Source organism: Vibrio gallaecicus (assembly GCF_024347495.1).
Lineage (GTDB): Bacteria > Pseudomonadota > Gammaproteobacteria > Enterobacterales > Vibrionaceae > Vibrio > Vibrio gallaecicus.
In genome coordinates, this window is the sequence record NZ_AP025490.1 from 3,077,571 (window position 1) to 3,097,832 (window position 20,262).

General features: G+C 43.8%; 16 protein-coding genes. 5 read left to right on the forward strand and 11 right to left on the reverse strand.

All coding sequences use genetic code 11. The features are described 5' to 3' along the window. Positions 1–60 precede the first annotated feature (60 nt). Positions 61–1,350 carry a phosphoribosylamine--glycine ligase gene (purD, locus tag OCU78_RS13495; protein ID WP_137375031.1) on the forward strand — a complete coding sequence of 430 codons (1,290 nt, stop codon included), beginning with the start codon at positions 61–63 and terminating at the stop codon, positions 1,348–1,350. A gap of 141 nt (positions 1,351–1,491) precedes the next feature. Here purD and OCU78_RS13500 read toward each other — a convergent pair whose 3' ends face one another. Further along, positions 1,492–2,190 carry a DUF1481 domain-containing protein gene (locus OCU78_RS13500; protein ID WP_137375030.1) on the reverse strand — a complete coding sequence of 233 codons (699 nt, stop codon included), beginning with the start codon at positions 2,188–2,190 and terminating at the stop codon, positions 1,492–1,494. 47 nt (positions 2,191–2,237) lie between these two features. Then, the gene (hupA, locus tag OCU78_RS13505) at positions 2,238–2,510 is read right to left on the reverse strand and encodes a nucleoid-associated protein HU-alpha (RefSeq protein ID WP_137375029.1); all 273 of its coding nucleotides are present in this window, start codon (positions 2,508–2,510) and stop codon (positions 2,238–2,240) included. 268 nt (positions 2,511–2,778) lie between these two features. On the opposite strand from hupA, the gene OCU78_RS13510 reads away from it, so the two are divergent. Beyond that, complete coding sequence (locus OCU78_RS13510; protein ID WP_137375028.1) at positions 2,779–3,894, forward strand: CNNM domain-containing protein; 1,116 nt, start codon at positions 2,779–2,781, stop codon at positions 3,892–3,894. Between the two features lie 54 nt (positions 3,895–3,948). Here OCU78_RS13510 and OCU78_RS13515 read toward each other — a convergent pair whose 3' ends face one another. Then, entirely contained in the window at positions 3,949–4,536 is a 588-nt protein-coding gene (locus OCU78_RS13515) for a YjaG family protein (protein ID WP_137375027.1), read from the reverse strand. A gap of 71 nt (positions 4,537–4,607) precedes the next feature. On the opposite strand from OCU78_RS13515, the gene OCU78_RS13520 reads away from it, so the two are divergent. Further along, on the forward strand, positions 4,608–5,534 hold the full coding sequence (locus tag OCU78_RS13520; RefSeq protein ID WP_137375026.1) for a D-2-hydroxyacid dehydrogenase: 927 nt from the start codon (positions 4,608–4,610) through the stop codon (positions 5,532–5,534). A 40-nt stretch (positions 5,535–5,574) separates the two neighbouring features. Beyond that, a complete protein-coding gene (locus OCU78_RS13525; protein WP_137375025.1) occupies positions 5,575–6,165 on the forward strand; it encodes a uracil-DNA glycosylase family protein in 591 nt (196 codons plus the stop codon). 105 nt (positions 6,166–6,270) lie between these two features. On the opposite strand, the gene hemE is transcribed toward OCU78_RS13525, so the two are convergent. Next, positions 6,271–7,338, reverse strand: coding sequence for a uroporphyrinogen decarboxylase (gene hemE / locus OCU78_RS13530; RefSeq protein ID WP_137375024.1), 1,068 nt, complete (start codon positions 7,336–7,338; stop codon positions 6,271–6,273). 353 nt (positions 7,339–7,691) lie between these two features. Beyond that, the gene (gene nudC, locus OCU78_RS13535; RefSeq protein ID WP_137375023.1) at positions 7,692–8,471 is read right to left on the reverse strand and encodes an NAD(+) diphosphatase; all 780 of its coding nucleotides are present in this window, start codon (positions 8,469–8,471) and stop codon (positions 7,692–7,694) included. A gap of 168 nt (positions 8,472–8,639) precedes the next feature. On the opposite strand from nudC, the gene rsd reads away from it, so the two are divergent. Then, positions 8,640–9,137 (forward strand): sigma D regulator, encoded by a 498-nt coding sequence (gene rsd, locus OCU78_RS13540; RefSeq protein ID WP_137375219.1) that lies wholly within the window; start codon positions 8,640–8,642, stop codon positions 9,135–9,137. A gap of 216 nt (positions 9,138–9,353) precedes the next feature. Here rsd and rpoC read toward each other — a convergent pair whose 3' ends face one another. The 6 genes from rpoC to rplK all read right to left on the reverse strand — a co-directional run bounded on the left by rpoC (position 9,354) and on the right by rplK (position 20,193). Next, on the reverse strand, positions 9,354–13,553 hold the full coding sequence (gene rpoC / locus OCU78_RS13545) for a DNA-directed RNA polymerase subunit beta' (RefSeq protein WP_137375022.1): 4,200 nt from the start codon (positions 13,551–13,553) through the stop codon (positions 9,354–9,356). A gap of 89 nt (positions 13,554–13,642) precedes the next feature. Further along, complete coding sequence (rpoB, locus tag OCU78_RS13550) at positions 13,643–17,671, reverse strand: DNA-directed RNA polymerase subunit beta (RefSeq protein ID WP_137375021.1); 4,029 nt, start codon at positions 17,669–17,671, stop codon at positions 13,643–13,645. Between the two features lie 236 nt (positions 17,672–17,907). Continuing rightward, positions 17,908–18,273 (reverse strand): 50S ribosomal protein L7/L12, encoded by a 366-nt coding sequence (gene rplL, locus OCU78_RS13555; RefSeq protein ID WP_137375020.1) that lies wholly within the window; start codon positions 18,271–18,273, stop codon positions 17,908–17,910. Between the two features lie 55 nt (positions 18,274–18,328). After that, entirely contained in the window at positions 18,329–18,823 is a 495-nt protein-coding gene (gene rplJ, locus OCU78_RS13560) for a 50S ribosomal protein L10 (protein ID WP_137375019.1), read from the reverse strand. Between the two features lie 232 nt (positions 18,824–19,055). Beyond that, positions 19,056–19,760, reverse strand: coding sequence for a 50S ribosomal protein L1 (gene rplA, locus OCU78_RS13565; protein WP_137375018.1), 705 nt, complete (start codon positions 19,758–19,760; stop codon positions 19,056–19,058). Positions 19,761–19,764: 4 nt separating this feature from the next. Beyond that, positions 19,765–20,193, reverse strand: a complete 429-nt coding sequence (gene rplK / locus OCU78_RS13570) for a 50S ribosomal protein L11 (RefSeq protein WP_026084318.1) — start codon at positions 20,191–20,193, stop codon at positions 19,765–19,767. Positions 20,194–20,262 lie beyond the last annotated feature (69 nt).

The window sequence follows — 20,262 nt, forward strand, 5'->3', positions numbered from 1 at the left end:
TGCTATCGAGCCTCTCAAATTTGAGGGACTTTTAAGAATTAAAGACTTAAGGATTGAAACATGAACGTATTAATCATCGGTGCTGGCGGTAGAGAACATGCTTTGGGTTGGAAAGCAGCTCAAAATCCAAACGTTGAAACAGTATTCATTGCTCCAGGTAATGCAGGCACAGCGCTTGAGCCTAAGCTTGAGAACGTAAACATCGGCGTTGAAGACATCGCAGGTTTAGTCGCGTTTGCTCAAGAGAAAAAAATCGAACTGACTATCGTTGGCCCTGAAGCACCACTAGTTATAGGTGTGGTTGATGCCTTCCGCGAAGTGAGTCTTCCTATCTTTGGTCCAACGCAAGCAGCAGCGCAGCTTGAAGGTTCTAAAGCATTTACTAAAGACTTCTTAGCTCGCCATGACATTCCAACAGGTTACTACGCAAACTTCACTGAGATTGAGCCAGCACTTGCTTACGTACGCGAGCAAGGTGCTCCAATTGTAGTGAAAGCTGACGGTCTTGCGGCAGGTAAAGGCGTTATCGTTGCGATGACTCTTGAAGAAGCTGAAGACGCAATCAAAGACATGCTAGCGGGCAATGCATTTGGTGAAGCAGGTAGCCGCGTAGTCATTGAAGAGTTCCTTGAAGGCGAAGAAGCAAGTTTCATCGTGATGGTTGATGGCGCAAGCGTACTGCCTATGGCCACCAGCCAAGATCACAAACGTGTTGGCGACAAAGACACAGGTCCTAACACTGGCGGCATGGGTGCTTACTCTCCTGCTCCTGTCGTTACTCCAGAAATCCACAACCGCATCCTTGAAGAAGTTATCTACCCAACGGTACGTGGTATGGATGCAGAAGGCGCGCCTTACACGGGTTTCCTTTACGCTGGTCTAATGATTGATGCTGATGGCACGCCAAAAGTTATCGAATATAACTGCCGCTTTGGCGATCCTGAAACGCAACCTATCATGATGCGCATGGAATCAGACCTAGTTGAGTTATGTCTAATGGCTGTTAACGAAAAGCTAGACGAAGCAGAATCTAAATGGGATCCTCGCGCTTCTATCGGCGTGGTCCTTGCCGCTGGCGGTTACCCTGCTGATTATGCAAAAGGTGATGTTATTACTCTTCCTACAAGCGAAGTTGAAGGTCAAAAAATCTTCCACGCAGGTACAGCGAATAACGAAGCTGGCGATGTTGTGACAAACGGCGGTCGTGTACTTTGTGCGACAGCATTAGGTAATACGGTTTCTGAAGCTCAGGAGCGCGCCTACGCCTTAACTAAGCAAGTTAGCTGGAATGGTATGTTCCACCGCAATGACATTGGTTACCGTGCGATTGCGCGCGAGCAAGAGTCATAGAGATAAGAGAATACTCTCTAAAATATAAAAGGTGCTGAGATGCACCTTTTTTATTGCCATATTATAAGTTGAACTGATGGCTTAGTTATTAGAATAACGTTATTCCACCGAAGCTATGGCGACAACGTTATTACGGTAAAACTACTGCGGCAACAGTTCTGGTCGGGTAATACAATCTTGGCTGTCTTCCGATAACATAAGCAACTCTTCAACTGACACTTTGTTTAAATATTTACGTCCCAGAAAAGCAGCATAGCTATCCACACTTGCTAAACGCTCAATCACAAAACTCGGTAAAGTTTGGTTAAATTCTAGATTCTCAAATTCAGAACCTGAACATGTCTCGAATGTTTTACCATCCCAGTAACCTTGCATCAGCTCTAAACCATCGCCGTTTTGCTTCGTGGCGTTATCAATGACAGATTGCGCTTCTTTTTGATAACGCTGTAATTGGACAGGTTGGATTGGCAGAACTCGACCATCAATACGATACTGCTGGTAAACCGCCTCACCCGTTTTATTGAAACGGATATGGACTCGATAAGGTACTAAAGTGTTTGAAGTATCTCGTTGCTTGCCTTCGCGTACGAGTTCCCTGAGCTCACCTTCTTTCCAACTGTAATCACTTTTGTACCAACCGTAATCACCTACAACAACATAATCAGAAGCAGTATGAGGGCTAGTTAATTTATTAGTGATCCAGTAGAAGCTGGTTGCATCACCCATAACTTGTCCACCTGTAAAGGTTTCAAATTGTTCTAGGTTTTGACGTGGATTGGATGAAGAGCACCCAAGAAGAAATGTCGATAATAGTGAAGCTAAGAGAAATGCTTTATTCATAAAACCTGTACCGAGGTGAGAAATAGACTACCTCGGTACAGTTTAGATTATTTCACTGAATCTTTCAGTGCTTTACCAGCAACAAATGCAGGAACATTTGCAGCAGCGATTTGAATCTCATCGCCAGTTTTTGGATTACGACCTGTACGAGCTGCACGGTGGTTTACTTTGAAAGTACCAAAACCAATTAGCTGAACTTGCTCGCCATCTTTTAGTGTATCAGTCACACCACCAAGGGTCGCTTCTAGAGCTGCTTTAGCTTGAGCTTTAGAAAGGTCCGCTTTTTCAGCAATAAAGTCGATTAATTGAGTCTTGTTCATTTAGGTTTCCCTTCTCTGTATTTTTAAATTCAATTCACTCTAAAACAAAAATGCCCTGTCTGGCAAAGGTTTGTCGTCGATCTTTGGCTCTAATGCCGCAGTTTTAGCCATAATATGAGTAATAACTCACAATTTGTTACCTATTTCTTCCCCTCAGCCCTTATCTAAAGGGGCTTTAAGCGAAAATAATTGATGTCCGAAAAACAATTTGTTCTCTATAATCCATGGTGAATCGCTGTTAAAGCGTACAATCTAATTAAGGGCAAACATGCTGCTGCTAACTATCTACATTTCCGTTGCTATCGGGATTTCTTTTATCTGTTCTGTTTTAGAAGCAGTACTACTTAGTATTAGCCCGAGCTACATTGCTCAGCTGAAACAAAAAGAGCACCCTGCAGCAGAATCTTTAGGTAAGCTTAAAACTGATATCGACCGTCCACTTGCATCTATCCTAACTCTTAACACCATCGCACATACTATTGGTGCAGCAACAGCAGGTGCACAAGCTGCTGTGGTATTTGGTAGCCAATGGCTAGGTGTATTCTCAGCCGTACTGACTTTGGCTATTTTGGTTCTATCTGAAATCGTACCTAAAACCATTGGTGCAACGTACTGGCGACAACTAGCTCCAATGTCAGCGACCGTTTTACGCTGGATGGTCTTTTTCTTAACACCGTTTGTTTGGTTCTCTGAGCAAATCACCAAACGTCTTGCGAGAGGTCATCAACAGCCAAAAATGCGTGATGAACTTTCTGCTATGGCGATTTTGGCAAAAGAAAGTGGTGAGTTCGCTGAAGGTGAATCTAAAATTCTAAGTAACTTACTTGGTATTCAAGATGTGGCGGTAACGCACGTCATGACACCAAGACCGGTTGTATTTCGCGTTGATGCAGAGATGAGTGTTGATGAATTCTTAGAGCAACACAAAGATACACCATTCTCTCGACCTCTTGTATTTGATGAGCAAAGCGACAATATCATTGGCTTTGTTCACCGCTTAGAGCTATTTCGTTTACAACAAGCAGGCTGCGGTCAGAAGAAGCTCGGCGAAGTGATGAGACCTATTCATGTCCTTCTCAACAACCTAGGGTTAGTTAAAGCATTTGACCAGATGATGGCTAACCGCTTGCAACTTGCTCTTGTCGTTGACGAATATGGTACCGTTCAAGGAATTATTACGCTGGAAGATATCTTTGAGCACCTACTAGGTGAAGAGATCGTCGACGAAGCTGATAAAAACACCGACATGCAAGAGCTTGCTTTCCAACGCTGGGAGAAATGGAAGGAAACACACGGAGTGATTGAGAGCCGTGATGATGACGAAGATGAAGTCATTAAAGAGAAACCTACTGAAATAAAAGATTCTCCTGAGACATTAAAATAAGATAATAAAAAAGGCTCCCATCGGAGCCTTTTTTATTAGTAGGAACAGCCTGACTTATAATGTCACACCGATATTACTAACCGGGTCTTCACGTAATTCTAAACGTAAATCTTTAATCAACTCGATATCACGCTCTGTCGTTTCACGTAATGGGCGGAAAATAGCCCACTGGACATCCCACTCTTCACAAACCGCTTCATTCTCTTTCTGGTTCTCATTTGTGATTTCATCAGAGCCTTGAGCAAATTCTAAATCAGCTACTGTTTTCACTGATTGGTGGCTCAATTTAATCATTGATTCAAACAAGAATTCTCTGTCTAACAAACCATGAAGTAGAGTTGATAAACCTTGGCAAGCGTCCATCGCAGGGTAGACACCATAAAAGTCGAAATCATCAGAGCTAGGGAACAACTCTTCCACTTTCTCCAATTGGCGTTCAAAATTTACTTTTGCAGTTTTAACAGTCAAGATTTCCCAAACACTGTCTAACACATCACGATAAATGCGCGCTTCAGCAAATTTTGTATTATCACAAAACATGGCATAGTTAGGGTACATACGCTCACATAAGCACGCCATGAAGGTGATTTGTTGCCAAGGTTCTAACTTTTCAAGACGAACCTGCAGTGGATTCTGTAGCATAGTCACTCAATAATTGCAGAAAAAGACAGCGGAAGTGTACTTGATAAACTCTAGGGAAAAAAGGTAGGTCTATGAACAATTTCACGAATAAGCTCTATATAGCGACAGAACATGATGATACTTATAAACAGCTCATTCAAAACCAAGCCTTACCTGACCTTGAGATCTGTTCATCCCCTAAAGAAGCACAAATAGTTTTGGCTTCTCCGCCATTGGTTACCTCTATCTTAGACGACTTTTCACAACTTGACTGGCTACAAAGCACTTATGCTGGAATTAATGCTCTTACCGATCCAAACCTTCGAAAGGATTACACATTAACCAATGTTAAAGGGATATTTGGTCCTGCGATTGCTGAATATGTTCTCGGTTATAGTATCCATCATTATCGCCATTTCCAAACTTACCACCAGCAACAAAAAGAGCGCCTATGGCAGCCCCATTTGTATACTTCGCTCACTAGTAAGGTGATGGTTATCTTAGGTACAGGAACAATCGGTAGTCATTTAGCTCATGCGGCTTCTGCACTAGGTATTCATACTATTGGTATTAATCGTACAGGCATCCCTTCTAAGAGCTTAAGCTTTAAAGATACCTTCCACATTAATGAGATTAAGGCTGCTTTAGAGCAAGCCGATATCGTCGTGAACACTTTACCTGCTACTCCAGACACTCAATATCTGCTTAATGAGCAAGCATTGGGATTCTGTAGAAATTGCTTGCTCTTTAACGTAGGCAGAGGAAGCTCTCTGGATAATAAAGCTCTGCTATTAGCGTTAAAAAATCGCTGGGTAGATCATGCTTTCCTAGATGTTTTCGAGCAAGAGCCTCTTTCTGCCGATCATCCTTTTTGGGGGATAACAAAAATTACAATCACACCACATATCGCGGCACTCAGCGAACCACGCCAGGTTGTAAATATTTTCGCTAAAAACTACCAATTATGGCGAGATGGCTTCCAACTTAATAACCTTATCGATTTTGATAAAGGGTATTAACTTTTAATTAGCGCCATAACTCATTCAACGATGAAGACTTATGTTTGACGATCTACTTTCAGAAATTCGCTCATGCCGTGTTTGTGAGCCAGAGTTACAACTAGGGGCTAACCCAGTCATTCAAGCTCACCCGGACGCTACTCTGCTTATCATCGGGCAAGCTCCAGGGGTGAAAGTGCATGAATCATCAATCCCATGGAATGATGCCAGTGGTGAGAGGTTAAGAGCCTGGCTAAAAATAGATAAAGCGACTTTTTATGACCCACATAAAATCGCAATCGTTCCTATGGGGCTTTGTTATCCAGGTAAAGGAAAGAGTGGCGACCTTCCTCCAAGAAAAGAATGTGCGCCTTTATGGCACAAGCGGGTAATTGAATGTTTACCAAATATCAAAATGACATTACTTATTGGGCAATATGCACAGAAGCACTATTTAGATGAGAAACCAAACACGCTGACTGATACGGTAAAGCAATGGCAAAAGTGGGCGCCAAATTATGTCCCTCTACCCCACCCTTCTCCTCGAAATAATATCTGGCTTAAAAAGAACCCATGGTTTTTGGATGACGTCATTCCTTACATCCAAGAACACGTCTCAAAGCAATTAGCCTACCATGCTCCAAATACCTAGCGAGAGCGAGCTACACCGAAAAATAAAATAGGCATATTGCCGATAACAGATAATAAAAAAGCGCTGCAGGTTTCCTGGCAACGCTTTCAATAATCTTACTCAGAATTACTTGTGGTAAGGCTTAGATAGTTCGTGAACAGCGTCAACGAATACACCAGCATTCTCTGGTGGCACATCTAGGTGAATACCATGACCAAGGTTAAATACATGCCCTGTTCCACCATCACCAAAACCTTCTAGGATAGTGCCCACTTCTTCACGAATACGCTCAGGCTGAGCATAAAGGATAGATGGGTCCATGTTGCCTTGTAGAGCAACTTTATCTCCGATTCGAGCTTTCGCGTCTTGAATATTGATTGTCCAATCTAGACCCACTGCATCACAGCCTGTTGCTGCGATAGACTCAAGCCACATGCCACCGTTCTTAGTAAACAGAGTTACAGGTACACGACGACCTTCGTTTTCACGAATTAGACCATCAACGATTTTATGCATGTACTGAAGAGAGAACAGGTTGTAGTCACGCGGAGTAAGTACACCACCCCATGTATCAAATACCATGACCGATTGAGCACCCGCTTTAATTTGCGCGTTTAGGTATTCAATAACCGTATCTGCTAGCTTGTCTAGAAGTAGGTGCAGAGTTTGCGGTTCTGCATACATCATCTTCTTAATCTTAGTAAACGCTTTAGAGCTGCTACCTTCAACCATGTAAGTCGCAAGTGTCCATGGGCTACCAGAGAAGCCAATCAATGGCACTTCGCCTTTCAGGTCTTTACGGATCTGACGAACAGCATTCATTACGTACTGAAGCTCACCCTCTGGATCCGGTAAACCGATCTTCTCTACGTCAGCTTTACATGTGATAGGGCGTTCAAATTTAGGACCTTCACCCGTTTCAAAGTAAAGACCAAGCCCCATAGCATCAGGGATCGTTAAAATATCAGAGAACAAGATTGCAGCATCTAGAGGGAAGCGGCGTAAAGGTTGAAGTGTTACTTCTGACGCCAATTCTGCATTTTTACACAGTGACATAAAGTCGCCTGCTTCAGCACGAGTCGCTTTATATTCAGGAAGATAGCGGCCTGCTTGACGCATCATCCATACAGGAGTGCAATCAACAGGTTGCTTTAACAGTGCGCGTAAATAGCGGTCATTCTTTAGTTCAGTCATTCCGTTAAATTCCAATTCAATCTTGTCTATTTTTGAAGTTAAGCATTCTAACACCGATTGGGTCGCAAAAGCTGTGTGCTTTGCAACCTAGATCAAGTTATTAACTTTTAAATCAATGGTTAATTTGCACCCTATATAGGCGCATGTTAAATATTTGTTCGCTAGCGAAAATTACAATAATAAACTGAGTATTTTGTACTCAGCATCTCATAACGACATCTTACTTACCCCCTCCACTTGTGGAGGGTTTTTTTTGTCTTTTTCACGTCAATCTCAGCAGCAACAAAACCGAGTATCACTACAGAAACAGAATGAACGGTAATAGCAAATCATAGAGCCGTATTAAGCAAGAATCATGAAGCGGCATCTTCTACCGTTTTATCTATAAGCTGTCGAGCAATAGTACCATGAGGAGCAACTTCAGGAAGTTCATTTACCTCAAACCAGCGAGCATCAGAAAGCTCACTGTAGTCTGGCTTTACCACTCCCCCAGCATAATCCGCAAAAAAACCCAGCATCATGCTCGAAGGGAATGCCCAAGGTTGACTACCAAAGTAACGGATATTATCGACATCAATCCCTGTCTCTTCTTTCACCTCACGCGCGACACACTGCTCTACTGTTTCACCGACCTCTAAAAAGCCAGCGATGACGGTATACATCCCAGTCTTATGACGCGGGTGCTGAGCTAATAAAATTTTATTAGCATGACGAACCGCTACGATTATGCACGGGAAGATCCTCGGGTAATGCAATGTTCGGCATTCCCCGCACTGCATTGCGATTTGATTATGATTTAAAAAATTTCGTCCTCCACATTGTGGGCAAAAACGCATACTTTGAGACATATGTCCGTACTGAATCGCTTTACTTGCTAATAAAAATTGGGCTTCAGGCCAATGCAATAATTCTCGTAATGAAGTCAATTCTAGTGATTGATTTAATTCTGCGTCATTCACCCAGTACACTGGTTTGTCATTGTACTGACCAATGCAAATAGCCAATTCATGAGACAAGCCTAAGCTCTGTGCCGTTCCAAATGGGAGTTCATCATTCACCACCCAAATATCACTTCCCGATACCACACACCAATACGCTAACTTAGACTTATCAATGTCACTTTTTTTTAACATCTCACCCCCTCATTGCTTGCAGTTCATTCATTTTACTGGCAATCTAATTTCATACTAGGGTTGTGGCATAGAATAATTCAAGCTATTACTTTTAGTAATTGAGTAATGAAACGGACCCCTGTTGCGGCAATTCATACGATCACAAGGCTGTGGTCAGATCATGAGGACATGGTCATGCTAAATAAATTCAAGCAAGTACAAGAACAGTGGGGTGGCTCAAATGAAGTCATCGATCATTGGTTAGAAACTCGACAATCTCTCATTGTTGAATATTGCAAGCTTGCGGCTCTTCAGCCGAGCTCAGCTAAAGCAAGCACACTTTCTGAACTCCCTTCCCCTGCGGAACTACAAAATTTTTGCCAACACCTTGTCGACTATATCTCTGAAGGTCACTTTAAAATTTACGACATGGTAATGAACAAGTGGCAGTCTACAGGTTTTGAAGCCACTGATGAGATTAACCAAAGCTATGGGCATATTGTATTAACTACGGAGCCCCTGCTTAACTTCACTGATAAGTATGCTGCAATTACCGCTACAGATGAGCTAGCCGATTTCGACAGTGATTTATCTCTTATAGGAGAAATCATCGAAGCGAGATTCGAAGTTGAAGATCAGCTAATCCAACAAATCGCCGATAGCTTGGCTGTACCGCCAGGTGCTTAATGCTTAATGCTTAATGCTTAATGCTTAATGCTTAATGGGCATGATTGTAAAGCTTGTGATTTTCACAAGCTTTTTTATTGTCTGCTAATTAGCAGTTAGTTCTCTTTTGAAACTCAAATACTAAAAAAATATAAAACGCCGAAAACAAAAAAGGCACCCTAAGGTGCCTTTTTATCTCTTAACGATTACTCGTAAGAAAGATTCACTTCTGAAGAATTACTCTTCTGAAGAGAAACCAGCATTTAGAAGTGCTGCTAGGTTATCGGTAGCTTGCTCAGCTGACGGACCCGCTTGCTCTTCACGTTGCTTCTGACGATCTTGGTGGTATGCGAAACCAGTACCAGCTGGAATCAGACGACCAACAATAACGTTCTCTTTCAGACCACGAAGGTCATCACGCTTACCAGAAACCGCAGCTTCTGTTAGTACGCGAGTCGTTTCTTGGAAAGATGCTGCTGAGATGAATGACTCAGTTGCAAGCGATGCTTTAGTAATACCTAGTAGGTCACGTTCGAAACGTACTAGTTCTTTACCTTCAGCTTCTAGCTTACGGTTAGCAATCTTAACATTGTGGTACTCAACCTGTTCACCAGGTAAGAACTCAGAATCACCAGAGTGAGTGATCGTACACTTACGTAGCATTTGACGAACGATAGTCTCAATGTGCTTATCGTTAATCTTTACGCCTTGTAAGCGGTAAACTTCTTGAACTTCGTTCGCGATGTACTGAGTCACAGCGTGGATACCACGTAGACGCAGGATATCGTGTGGAGTTTCAGGACCGTCAGCGATTACATCGCCACGCTCAATCTTCTCACCTTCGAACACGTTCAATTGACGATGCTTAGGAATCATCTCTTCGTAAGCGTCACCGCCTTCACGAGTGATTACTAGACGACGCTTACCTTTCGTTTCTTTACCGAAAGACACAGTACCTGTGTGCTCAGCAAGGATCGCAGGCTCTTTAGGCTTACGAGCTTCGAATAGGTCAGCTACGCGAGGTAGACCACCGGTGATATCTTTGTTTCCGCTCGATTTTTGAGGGATACGAGATAATGTGTCACCAATGCCAACTTCAGCGCCATCTTCGATGTTTACAATCGCTTTGCCAGGTAGGAAGTAGTGAGCTGGCATATCAGTACCAGGGATCATTACGTCATTACCTTGCTCATCAACAAGTTTGATAGCTGGACGCATATCTTTACCTGCTGCTGGGCGAGCTGCTGCGTCTGTAACTTCACTTGAAGAAAGACCAGTTAGATCGTCAGTTTGACGAGAAACTGTAATACCATCGATCATATCTACGAATTGGATACGACCTGCCACTTCAGTGATGATTGGCATGGTATGCGCTTCCCAGTTAGCTACAACTTCACCAGCAGTTACTGCTGCGTTGTCGCCTTTGGTTAGCATCGAACCGTAAGGAAGTTTGTGCTTCTCTTTAGTACGACCGAATTCATCAACAATCGTCATCTCAGATGCACGAGAAGTGATAACCAGTTTCTTGTCTTTGTTTACTACGAACTTAGCATTGTGAAGTTTCACAGTACCAGTTGTCTTAGCTTGGATGCTGTTCTCTGCTGCTGCAGTAGATGCCGCACCACCGATGTGGAACGTACGCATTGTAAGCTGTGTACCCGGTTCACCGATAGATTGTGCAGCGATAACACCAACTGCTTCACCTTGGTTCACTAGGTGGCCACGTGCTAGGTCACGACCGTAACACTGTGCACAACAACCGAAGTCTGCATCACAGGTAACAACTGAGCGCACTTTCATGCTATCTACAGAGTTGTCTTCCATGATTTGACACCACTTCTCATCAATCAGAGTATTACGTGGAATCAGTACATCTTCAGTACCAGGCTTAAGAACGTCTTCAGCTACTACACGACCTAGAGCAAGCTCAGAAAGTGCTACTTTAACGTCACCACCTTCGATGTGAGGCATCATGTCGATACCTTCATGCGTGCCACAGTCATGTTCGTGTACTACAACGTCTTGAGCAACGTCTACTAGACGACGAGTTAGGTAACCCGAGTTTGCTGTTTTCAGTGCTGTATCCGCAAGACCCTTACGAGCACCGTGCGTTGAGATAAAGTACTGAAGGACGTTTAGACCTTCTTTAAAGTTCGCTGTGATCGGCGTTTCGATGATTGAACCATCTGGACGCGCCATCAGACCACGCATACCTGCTAGCTGACGAATCTGAGCTGCAGAACCACGTGCGCCTGAATCGGCCATCATGTAGATGCTGTTGAACGATTCTTGCTGTTCTTCTTCGCCATCACGGTTGATAACTGTTTCAGAAGATAGGTTATCCATCATTGCTTTCGCAACACGGTCGTTCGTAGACGCCCAGATATCGATAACTTTGTTGTAACGCTCACCCGCAGTAACAAGACCAGATTGGAATTGCTCTTGGATTTCACGAACTTCTTCTTCAGCAGATTCAATTTCATCGTATTTAGCTTGAGGTACAACCATATCGTTGATACCTACAGAAACACCAGAAAGTGCCGCGTATGCAAAACCTGCGTACATGATTTGGTCAGCAAATACTACTGTATCTTTTAGACCAAGCTTACGGTAACACTCGTTAAGCAGGTTAGAAATTTGCTTCTTACCTAGCTTTTGGTTAACGATGCTAAACGGTAGACCTGATGGAACGATCTGCCACAGCATTGCACGACCTACAGTCGTGTCAACTAGACCAGTGTTCGTAGTGCTATTGCCGTCTTCATCTACTACAGTTTCAGTGATACGCACTTTAACGCGAGCGTGAAGCTCAGCAGTCTTAGTACGGTATGCCTTTTCAGCCTCAGCAGGGCCAGCAAGGTACATACCTTCACCTTTCACGTTGATCTTGTCACGTGTCATGTAGTAAAGACCCAATACAACATCCTGAGAAGGAACGATGATCGGATCACCTGATGCTGGCGACAGAATGTTATTCGTCGACATCATTAGGGTACGAGCTTCTAGCTGTGCTTCTAAAGTTAGAGGCACGTGTACAGCCATTTGGTCACCATCGAAGTCGGCGTTATATGCCGCACACACTAGTGGGTGAAGCTGAATCGCTTTACCTTCGATTAGTACTGGTTCAAACGCTTGGATACCTAGACGGTGAAGTGTAGGTGCACGGTTAAGCAGTACTGGGTGTTCGCGGATAACTTCGTCTAGGATATCCCAAACGATCGCTTCTTCGCGCTCTACCATTTTCTTAGCAGCTTTGATTGTCGTAGCCATGCCACGAGTTTCTAACTTGCTGTAGATGAATGGTTTAAATAGCTCAAGTGCCATCTTCTTAGGAAGACCACACTGATGTAGACGAAGGTATGGACCTACTGTGATTACAGAACGGCCAGAGTAGTCTACACGTTTACCTAGAAGGTTCTGACGGAAACGACCTTGTTTACCCTTGATCATATCAGCAAGAGATTTCAGAGGACGCTTGTTAGAACCTGTGATCGCACGACCGCGACGACCGTTATCTAGAAGTGCATCAACAGACTCTTGCAGCATACGTTTTTCGTTACGTACGATGATGTCCGGAGCAGCTAGCTCTAGAAGACGCTTCAAACGGTTGTTACGGTTGATCACACGACGATAAAGGTCGTTCAGATCAGAAGTCGCGAAACGACCGCCATCTAGTGGAACTAGAGGACGTAGATCTGGCGGTAGCACTGGAAGTACAGTTAAGATCATCCACTCAGGCTTGTTGCCTGAAGAGATGAATGCTTCAACTAGCTTCAAACGCTTAGTAACTTTCTTACGCTTAGTTTCTGAGTTAGTTGTTTCTAACTCTTCGCGCATTTCTTCCACTTCTTGATGAAGGTCCATTGTTGAAAGCAGATCTTTGATCGCTTCAGCACCCATCTTAGCAGTGAATTCGTCACCCCACTCTTCTAGACGATCCAGATACTCTTCTTCAGTAAGCATCTGAGATTTTTCTAGATCAGTCATACCCGGTTCAGTTACTACGTACATTTCGAAGTAAAGAACACGTTCGATATCACGCAGAGGGATATCCATTAGTAGACCGATACGAGACGGTAGTGATTTTAGGAACCAGATGTGAGCAACTGGTGAAGCTAGCTCAATGTGGCCCATACGGTCACGACGAACTTTAGTCTGTGTAACTTCAACGCCACACTTCTCACAGATAACACCACGGTGCTTCAGGCGCTTGTATTTGCCACAAAGACATTCGTAATCTTTAACTGGACCAAAAATACGAGCACAGAACAGACCATCACGTTCAGGTTTGAACGTACGATAGTTAATTGTTTCTGGCTTTTTAACTTCACCAAAAGACCACGAACGGATCGTGTCTGGTGAAGATAGACCGATTTTGATTGCATCAAATTCTTCGGTCTTATGCTGTGCTTTTAGAAAGTTTAATAAGTCTTTCACGTTCAGCTCCTGTAAGGAGTTAAAGGAGCTCACCGACTAAAGTGAGCCCCCTTTACCAAGTAATCCAATCTTCTTTTAAAAAAGAGGGATTACTCTTCGTCTTCTAGCTCGATGTTGATACCTAGCGAGCGAATCTCTTTCAACAGTACGTTGAACGACTCTGGCATGCCAGGTTCCATGCTATGGTTACCATCTACGATGTTCTTATACATCTTAGTACGGCCGTTAACGTCATCTGACTTAACTGTTAGCATTTCTTGTAGAGTATATGCAGCACCGTATGCTTCTAGTGCCCATACTTCCATCTCACCGAAACGCTGACCACCGAACTGAGCTTTACCACCAAGTGGTTGCTGAGTTACTAGGCTGTAAGAACCAGTTGAACGAGCATGCATCTTGTCATCAACCAAGTGGTTCAGTTTCAGCATGTACATGTAACCAACAGTTACAGGACGCTCAAACGAATCACCAGTACGACCATCAAACAGTTTAAGCTGACCAGATTCTGGCAGATCACCCAGTTTAAGTAGTTCTTTGATTAGAGACTCAGAAGCACCATCGAACACAGGAGTAGCAATCGGTAGACCGCCACGTAGGTTCTTAATCAGTGTACGAACCTGATCATCAGATAGTTCAGCAATATCAACTTTCTGACGAGTATCACCAAGATCATAAACCTTCTGTAGGAACTCACGGAACTTATGAAGTTCTTGCTGTTCCTTAACCATTTGGTTGATCTTGTCACCGATACCTTTCGCAGCCAAACCTAAGTGAACTTCTAGGATCTGACCGATGTTCATACGCGATGGTACACCCAGCGGGTTAAGTACGATGTCTACAGGCTGACCTTTCTCATCGTATGGCATGTCTTCAACAGGGTTAATCTTAGAGATTACACCTTTGTTACCGTGACGACCGGCCATCTTATCACCAGGCTGGATACGACGTTTAACCGCTAGGTAAACTTTAACAATCTTAAGAACGCCAGGCGCTAGATCATCACCTTGAGTGATTTTACGACGCTTAGTTTCAAACTTCTTATCGAAGTCTGCTTTTAGCTCATCCCACTGCTCAGCAAGTTGCTCAAGCTGTGTTTGTAGCGCATCGTCTTCTAGAACTTGCTCTAGCCATTGCTTACGACCGATAGTATCAAGCTTAGCTTCAGAGTAACCACCAGACAGAAGTACAGCTTTAACACGGTTAAGAAGGCCACCCTCAAGAATTTGGAACTCTTCAGTTAAATCTTTCTTAGCTTCTTTAAGCTGCATCTGCTCGATTTCAAGTGCACGTTTGTCTTTCTCTACGCCATCGCGAGTGAAGACTTGTACATCAATGATAGTACCCGAAACAGAGTTTGGTACACGTAGAGAAGTATCTTTAACATCAGATGCTTTCTCACCGAAGATAGCACGTAGTAGCTTCTCTTCAGGAGTCAGTTGAGTTTCACCTTTAGGTGTCACTTTACCAACTAGGATGTCGCCACCCTTAACTTCAGCACCAATGTAAACGATACCTGACTCGTCTAGTTTAGACAGAGCAGACTCACCTACGTTTGGAATATCAGCTGTGATCTCTTCAGAGCCCAGCTTAGTATCACGAGCCACACAAGATAGTTCTTGGATGTGGATTGTCGTGAAACGGTCTTCTTGAACTACGCGCTCAGATACTAAGATCGAGTCTTCGAAGTTGTAACCGTTCCAAGGCATGAACGCGATACGCATGTTTTGGCCAAGAGCAAGTTCACCAAGGTCAGTTGAAGGACCATCAGCAAGAACATCGCCGCGTGCAACTGGTTCACCAGGAAGTACAGTTGGACGTTGGTTAATACATGTGTTTTGGTTCGAACGCGTGTATTTAGTTAGGTTGTAGATATCGATACCAGCTTCGCCAGGTACCAATTCATCTTCGTTAACCTTAACTACGATACGAGAAGCGTCAACAGACTGAACTTGACCACCACGTTTAGCAACCGCTGTAACACCAGAGTCAACTGCGATGTTACGTTCAATACCAGTACCTACTAGAGGCTTATCAGCCTTAAGTGTTGGTACAGCTTGACGTTGCATGTTCGCACCCATCAATGCACGGTTCGCATCATCGTGTTCTAGGAACGGGATAAGCGAAGCAGCGATAGATACTACTTGGTTTGTCGCAACGTCCATGTAGTCAACGTGATCGCGAGGGTGAAGACCAGATTCACCTTTTTGACGAGCAGTGATTAGCTCATCAGCAAACGTCGCTTCTTCAGTAAGAACCGTGTTTGCCTGTGCGATAACGAATTGACCTTCCTGGATTGCCGACAGGTAATCAACTTCTTCTGTTACTACACCATCTACAACGCGACGGTACGGAGTTTCTAGGAAACCGTAATCGTTACAACGCGCAAACGCAGATAGCGAGTTAATTAGACCGATGTTTGGACCTTCAGGCGTTTCGATCGGACATAGACGACCGTAGTGAGTTACGTGAACGTCACGTACTTCAAAGCCTGCGCGTTCACGAGTTAGACCGCCTGGACCTAAAGCAGAGATACGACGTTTGTGCGTAACTTCTGACAATGGGTTGTTTTGGTCCATGAACTGTGAAAGCTGTGAAGAGCCAAAGAATTCTTTAACTGCAGCAGAGATCGGTTTAGCGTTGATAAGATCTTGAGGCATGATTGCATCAAGGTCACCAAGGCTTAGACGTTCTTTAACGGCACGTTCTACACGAACTAGACCAACACGGAATTGGTTTTCTGCCATTTCACCTACAGAACGGATACGACGGTTACCAAGGTGGTCGATATCGTCCACTTCGCCTTTACCGTTACGGATGCCGATCAGTTTCTTCATCACTTCAATGATGTCTGATTCATCCAGAGTACCGCGCTCTTCTTCTTCTTCACGCTCGATAGAGCTGTTGAATTTCATACGTCCTACAGTTGATAGGTCGTAACGATCTTCAGAGAAGAATAGGCTTTCGAACAATGATTCTGCAGCTTCTTTCGTCGGTGGCTCGCCAGGACGCATCATGCGGTAGATTTCTACCAATGCAGAGATGCGATCTACTGTGCTATCTGCACGTAGAGTGTCTGACATGAATGGACCATGGTCTAGATCATTCGTGAACAGTACTTCTAGAGCTTTGTGACCTGCTTGAGAAAGGTTAGCAAGTGCCTCTAGTGTAATCTCTTGGTTTGCGCCAACGATTATCTCGCCAGTTGCTTCATTGATGTAATCTTTAGCAGCAACTTTTTCAACGATGTACTCTACTGGTACTTCGATGTGCTCAACGCCATCTTTTTCAAGTTGACGGATATGACGAGCAGTAACTCGACGACCAGTCTCAACGTAAGTCTTACCGTTAGCTTCAATGTCGAATGACGCAGTTTCACCACGTAGACGATCAGGAACCAACTCCATTAATAGAGTTTGGTCTTTCACTTCGAAGTTCACTTTGTCGAAGAACAGATCTAGGATCTCTTCCGTCGATTTACCAAGTGCACGAAGGATGATTGAAGCAGGTAGCTTACGACGACGGTCGATACGTACGAATAAGTTATCCTTAGGATCGAACTCAAAGTCTAGCCATGAGCCGCGGTAAGGAATTACACGTGCGTTATAAAGAACTTTACCCGATGAGTGGGTTTTACCCTTATCGCTGTCGAAGAACACGCCTGGGCTTCGGTGCAGCTGGGATACGATAACCCTCTCGGTACCATTGATTACAAAAGTACCATTGTCTGTCATAAGCGGAATTTCGCCCATGTAGACTTCTTGTTCTTTAATGTCTTTTACGGTGCCTGCAGGTGCATCTCTATCAAAGATAACTAGGCGCAATTTTACGCGTAGAGGTTTTGAATAAGTTACACCACGAATTTGACATTCTTTAACATCAAAAACTGGCTCACCAAGACGGTAGCTAACGTATTGCAGCTCGGAATTGCCGTTGTAGCTCTGAATTGGAAAAACAGAACGAAAAGCAGCCTCAAGACCGTATTGCCCCTCAGGATCCTGTTCGATAAATTTGTCGAACGAATCGAGCTGGATCGATAACAGGTATGGAATGTCCAAAACTTGTGGACGAGTACCAAAATCCTTACGGATGCGCTTTTTCTCGGTATAAGAGTAAACCATGGGGTTCCTCAGCTCGCTGATAAGTGACCCAAACTACCCAAAACACTCAGCAGAGGGGGTAGTGACTAACAGCTGTTTACTGTAGTTACCAATCATTTCGAAAATATGAATTGGTTTTTTGCTCAGACAATGATGGTTAAACAGCGGGAAAATTCATCAAAGCCCTACAGCGCAAAAAGGCCGGTGGTTAATAAACCACCAGCCATTAGCCTTGCGGCTAAGAAATCAAGTAATAATTACTTAACTTCAACAGTCGCGCCAGCTTCTTCTAGAGTCGCTTTTAGAGCTTCAGCTTCAGCTTTGTCAACGCCTTCTTTAAGTGCAGCAGGAGCTGAGTCTACTAGACCCTTAGCTTCTTTAAGGCCTAGACCTGTAGCGCCACGTACTGCTTTGATTACAGAAACTTTGTTTCCGCCAACAGCAGTTAGGATTACGTCAAATTCAGTTTGCTCTTCAGCAGCTTCAGCAGCAGCGCCACCAGCAACAACTGCAGCAGCAGCAGATACGCCGAATTTCTCTTCCATAGCTTCGATAAGCTCAACAACTTGCATTACAGACATTTCTGCAACTGCGTCTAGGATTTGCTCGTTAGTAATAGACATAACAATTCTCTTTTAAGTCAACAATAATTTATTTTGTAATCAAATAAAGCAGGGCTTATGCCGCAACTTCTTCTTTTTGATCACGAACAGCAGCGATAGTACGTACCAGTTTACCAGCAGAAGCTTCTTTCATGCACATCATTAGGCGTGCGATAGCTTCGTCGTAAGTTGGTAGTGTCGCTAGTACATCAGCATCAGTAACTGCGCCTTCAAATGCAGCAGCTTTGATCTCGAAGTCTTTATTCTCTTTAGCGAAGTCTTTGAAAAGACGCGCTGCAGCACCTGGGTGCTCGTTAGAGAATGCAAGTAGAGATGGACCAGTAAATGTGTCTTGTAGACACTCGTACTGAGTACCTTCTACTGCACGACGTGCTAAAGTGTTACGAACAACTCTCATGTAAACACCCGCTTCACGCGCTTGTTTACGTAGAGAAGTCATCGCGCCAACAGTAACGCCACGAGAATCAGCTACAACTGCAGAAAGTGCACCACTGGCTGCTTCGTTGACTTCAGCAACAATTGCTTTTTTGTCTTGAAGATTTAAAGCCATTTGGATTAACCTCTGGTTGTGATTACAGCACTCATTACATTGTGTAATGAGCGTTTACGATGTTATAAAATATCTATAACGTCGCCTACGTAGGTTTTATTAAGCTATCAATATTCTCTCGAAAATTAACAGCGCCTACGGTCTTGGGATAGATGATTATGAATTGCTTCAAAAACCACCCAACCACAAATATTAGGCGCAGAAGTATACACTAAATCTGCGCCTAATCAAATTAGTTTGCTTGAGTATTCAGGCTAGCCTGATCAACAGCAACACCAGCACCCATAGTAGTAGAGATGCTTACTTTCTTCAGGAAAGTACCTTTCGCTGAAGAAGGTTTAGCTTTCTTAAGAGCCACTAGAAGTGCTTCTAGGTTCTCTTGAAGCTCGTTAGCTTCGAAAGATGCTTTACCAATAGTAGTGTGAATGATGCCATTTTTGTCGTTACGGTAACGAACCTGACCAGCTTTAGCGTTCTTAACTGCTTCAGCAACGTTAGGAGTTACAGTACCAACTTTAGGGTTTGGCATTAGACCGCGTGGACCTAGGATAGTACCTAGTTGACCAACAACGCGCATTGCATCTGGAGAAGCAACAACAACGTCAAAGTCCATTACGCCTTTTTTCACTTGCTCAGCAAGATCTTCCATACCAACGATATCTGCGCCAGCAGCTTTAGCAGCTTCTGCGTTTGCACCTTGAGTGAAAACAGCAACGCGGATTTCACGGCCAGTACCGTGAGGTAGCACTGTTGCGCCACGTACGTTTTGGTCAGATTTACGAGCATCAATGCCAAGGTTAACAGCAACGTCAACACTTTCATTGAATTTAGCAGTCGCTAGTTCTTTAAGAAGAGCTACAGCTTCGTTGATTTCGTACTCTTTAGTAACTTCAACTTTGTCGCGGATTACGCGCATACGCTTAGTAAGTTTTGCCATGATCTTATCCCTCTACCACTAGGCCCATTGAACGAGCAGTACCAGCAATAGAACGCTTCATTGCTTCGATGTCAGCACCAGTCATATCAGCAGCTTTAGTTTCTGCGATTTCTTGGATTTGAGCGTCAGTTACAGTACCAACTTTTTCAGTGTTTGGACGACCTGAACCAGACTTAACGCCAGCAGCTTTCTTAAGAAGAACAGCAGCAGGTGGAGTCTTAGTTACGAACGTGAAAGAACGGTCGTTGTAAACAGTAATAACTACTGGAGTAGGTAGACCTTTCTCAACAGATTCTGTTTTTGCGTTGAACGCTTTACAGAATTCCATGATGTTCACGCCGTGTTGACCTAGAGCAGGACCAACCGGTGGACTTGGGTTTGCCATACCAGCTGCAACTTGCAGTTTGATATAAGCTTCAACTTTCTTAGCCATGATATTTCCTATTAGTGGGTACATGCGCTTGTAAAACAAGCTCCCCAGTTTTTCAATAAATTCTTTTCA

What these genes read in the sequence shown, in the direction of transcription:
- purD (WP_137375031.1), top strand. Translation starts at nt 61, where the DNA reads ATGAACGTATTAATCATCGGTGCTGGCGGTAGAGAACATGCTTTGGGT.
- OCU78_RS13500 (WP_137375030.1), bottom strand. Translation starts at nt 2,190, where the DNA reads ATGAATAAAGCATTTCTCTTAGCTTCACTATTATCGACATTTCTTCTT.
- hupA (WP_137375029.1), bottom strand. Translation starts at nt 2,510, where the DNA reads ATGAACAAGACTCAATTAATCGACTTTATTGCTGAAAAAGCGGACCTT.
- OCU78_RS13510 (WP_137375028.1), top strand. Translation starts at nt 2,779, where the DNA reads ATGCTGCTGCTAACTATCTACATTTCCGTTGCTATCGGGATTTCTTTT.
- OCU78_RS13515 (WP_137375027.1), bottom strand. Translation starts at nt 4,536, where the DNA reads ATGCTACAGAATCCACTGCAGGTTCGTCTTGAAAAGTTAGAACCTTGG.
- OCU78_RS13520 (WP_137375026.1), top strand. Translation starts at nt 4,608, where the DNA reads ATGAACAATTTCACGAATAAGCTCTATATAGCGACAGAACATGATGAT.
- OCU78_RS13525 (WP_137375025.1), top strand. Translation starts at nt 5,575, where the DNA reads ATGTTTGACGATCTACTTTCAGAAATTCGCTCATGCCGTGTTTGTGAG.
- hemE (WP_137375024.1), bottom strand. Translation starts at nt 7,338, where the DNA reads ATGACTGAACTAAAGAATGACCGCTATTTACGCGCACTGTTAAAGCAA.
- nudC (WP_137375023.1), bottom strand. Translation starts at nt 8,471, where the DNA reads ATGTTAAAAAAAAGTGACATTGATAAGTCTAAGTTAGCGTATTGGTGT.
- rsd (WP_137375219.1), top strand. Translation starts at nt 8,640, where the DNA reads ATGGTCATGCTAAATAAATTCAAGCAAGTACAAGAACAGTGGGGTGGC.
- rpoB (WP_137375021.1), bottom strand. Translation starts at nt 17,671, where the DNA reads ATGGTTTACTCTTATACCGAGAAAAAGCGCATCCGTAAGGATTTTGGT.
- rplL (WP_137375020.1), bottom strand. Translation starts at nt 18,273, where the DNA reads ATGTCTATTACTAACGAGCAAATCCTAGACGCAGTTGCAGAAATGTCT.
- rplJ (WP_137375019.1), bottom strand. Translation starts at nt 18,823, where the DNA reads ATGGCTTTAAATCTTCAAGACAAAAAAGCAATTGTTGCTGAAGTCAAC.
- rplA (WP_137375018.1), bottom strand. Translation starts at nt 19,760, where the DNA reads ATGGCAAAACTTACTAAGCGTATGCGCGTAATCCGCGACAAAGTTGAA.
- rplK (WP_026084318.1), bottom strand. Translation starts at nt 20,193, where the DNA reads ATGGCTAAGAAAGTTGAAGCTTATATCAAACTGCAAGTTGCAGCTGGT.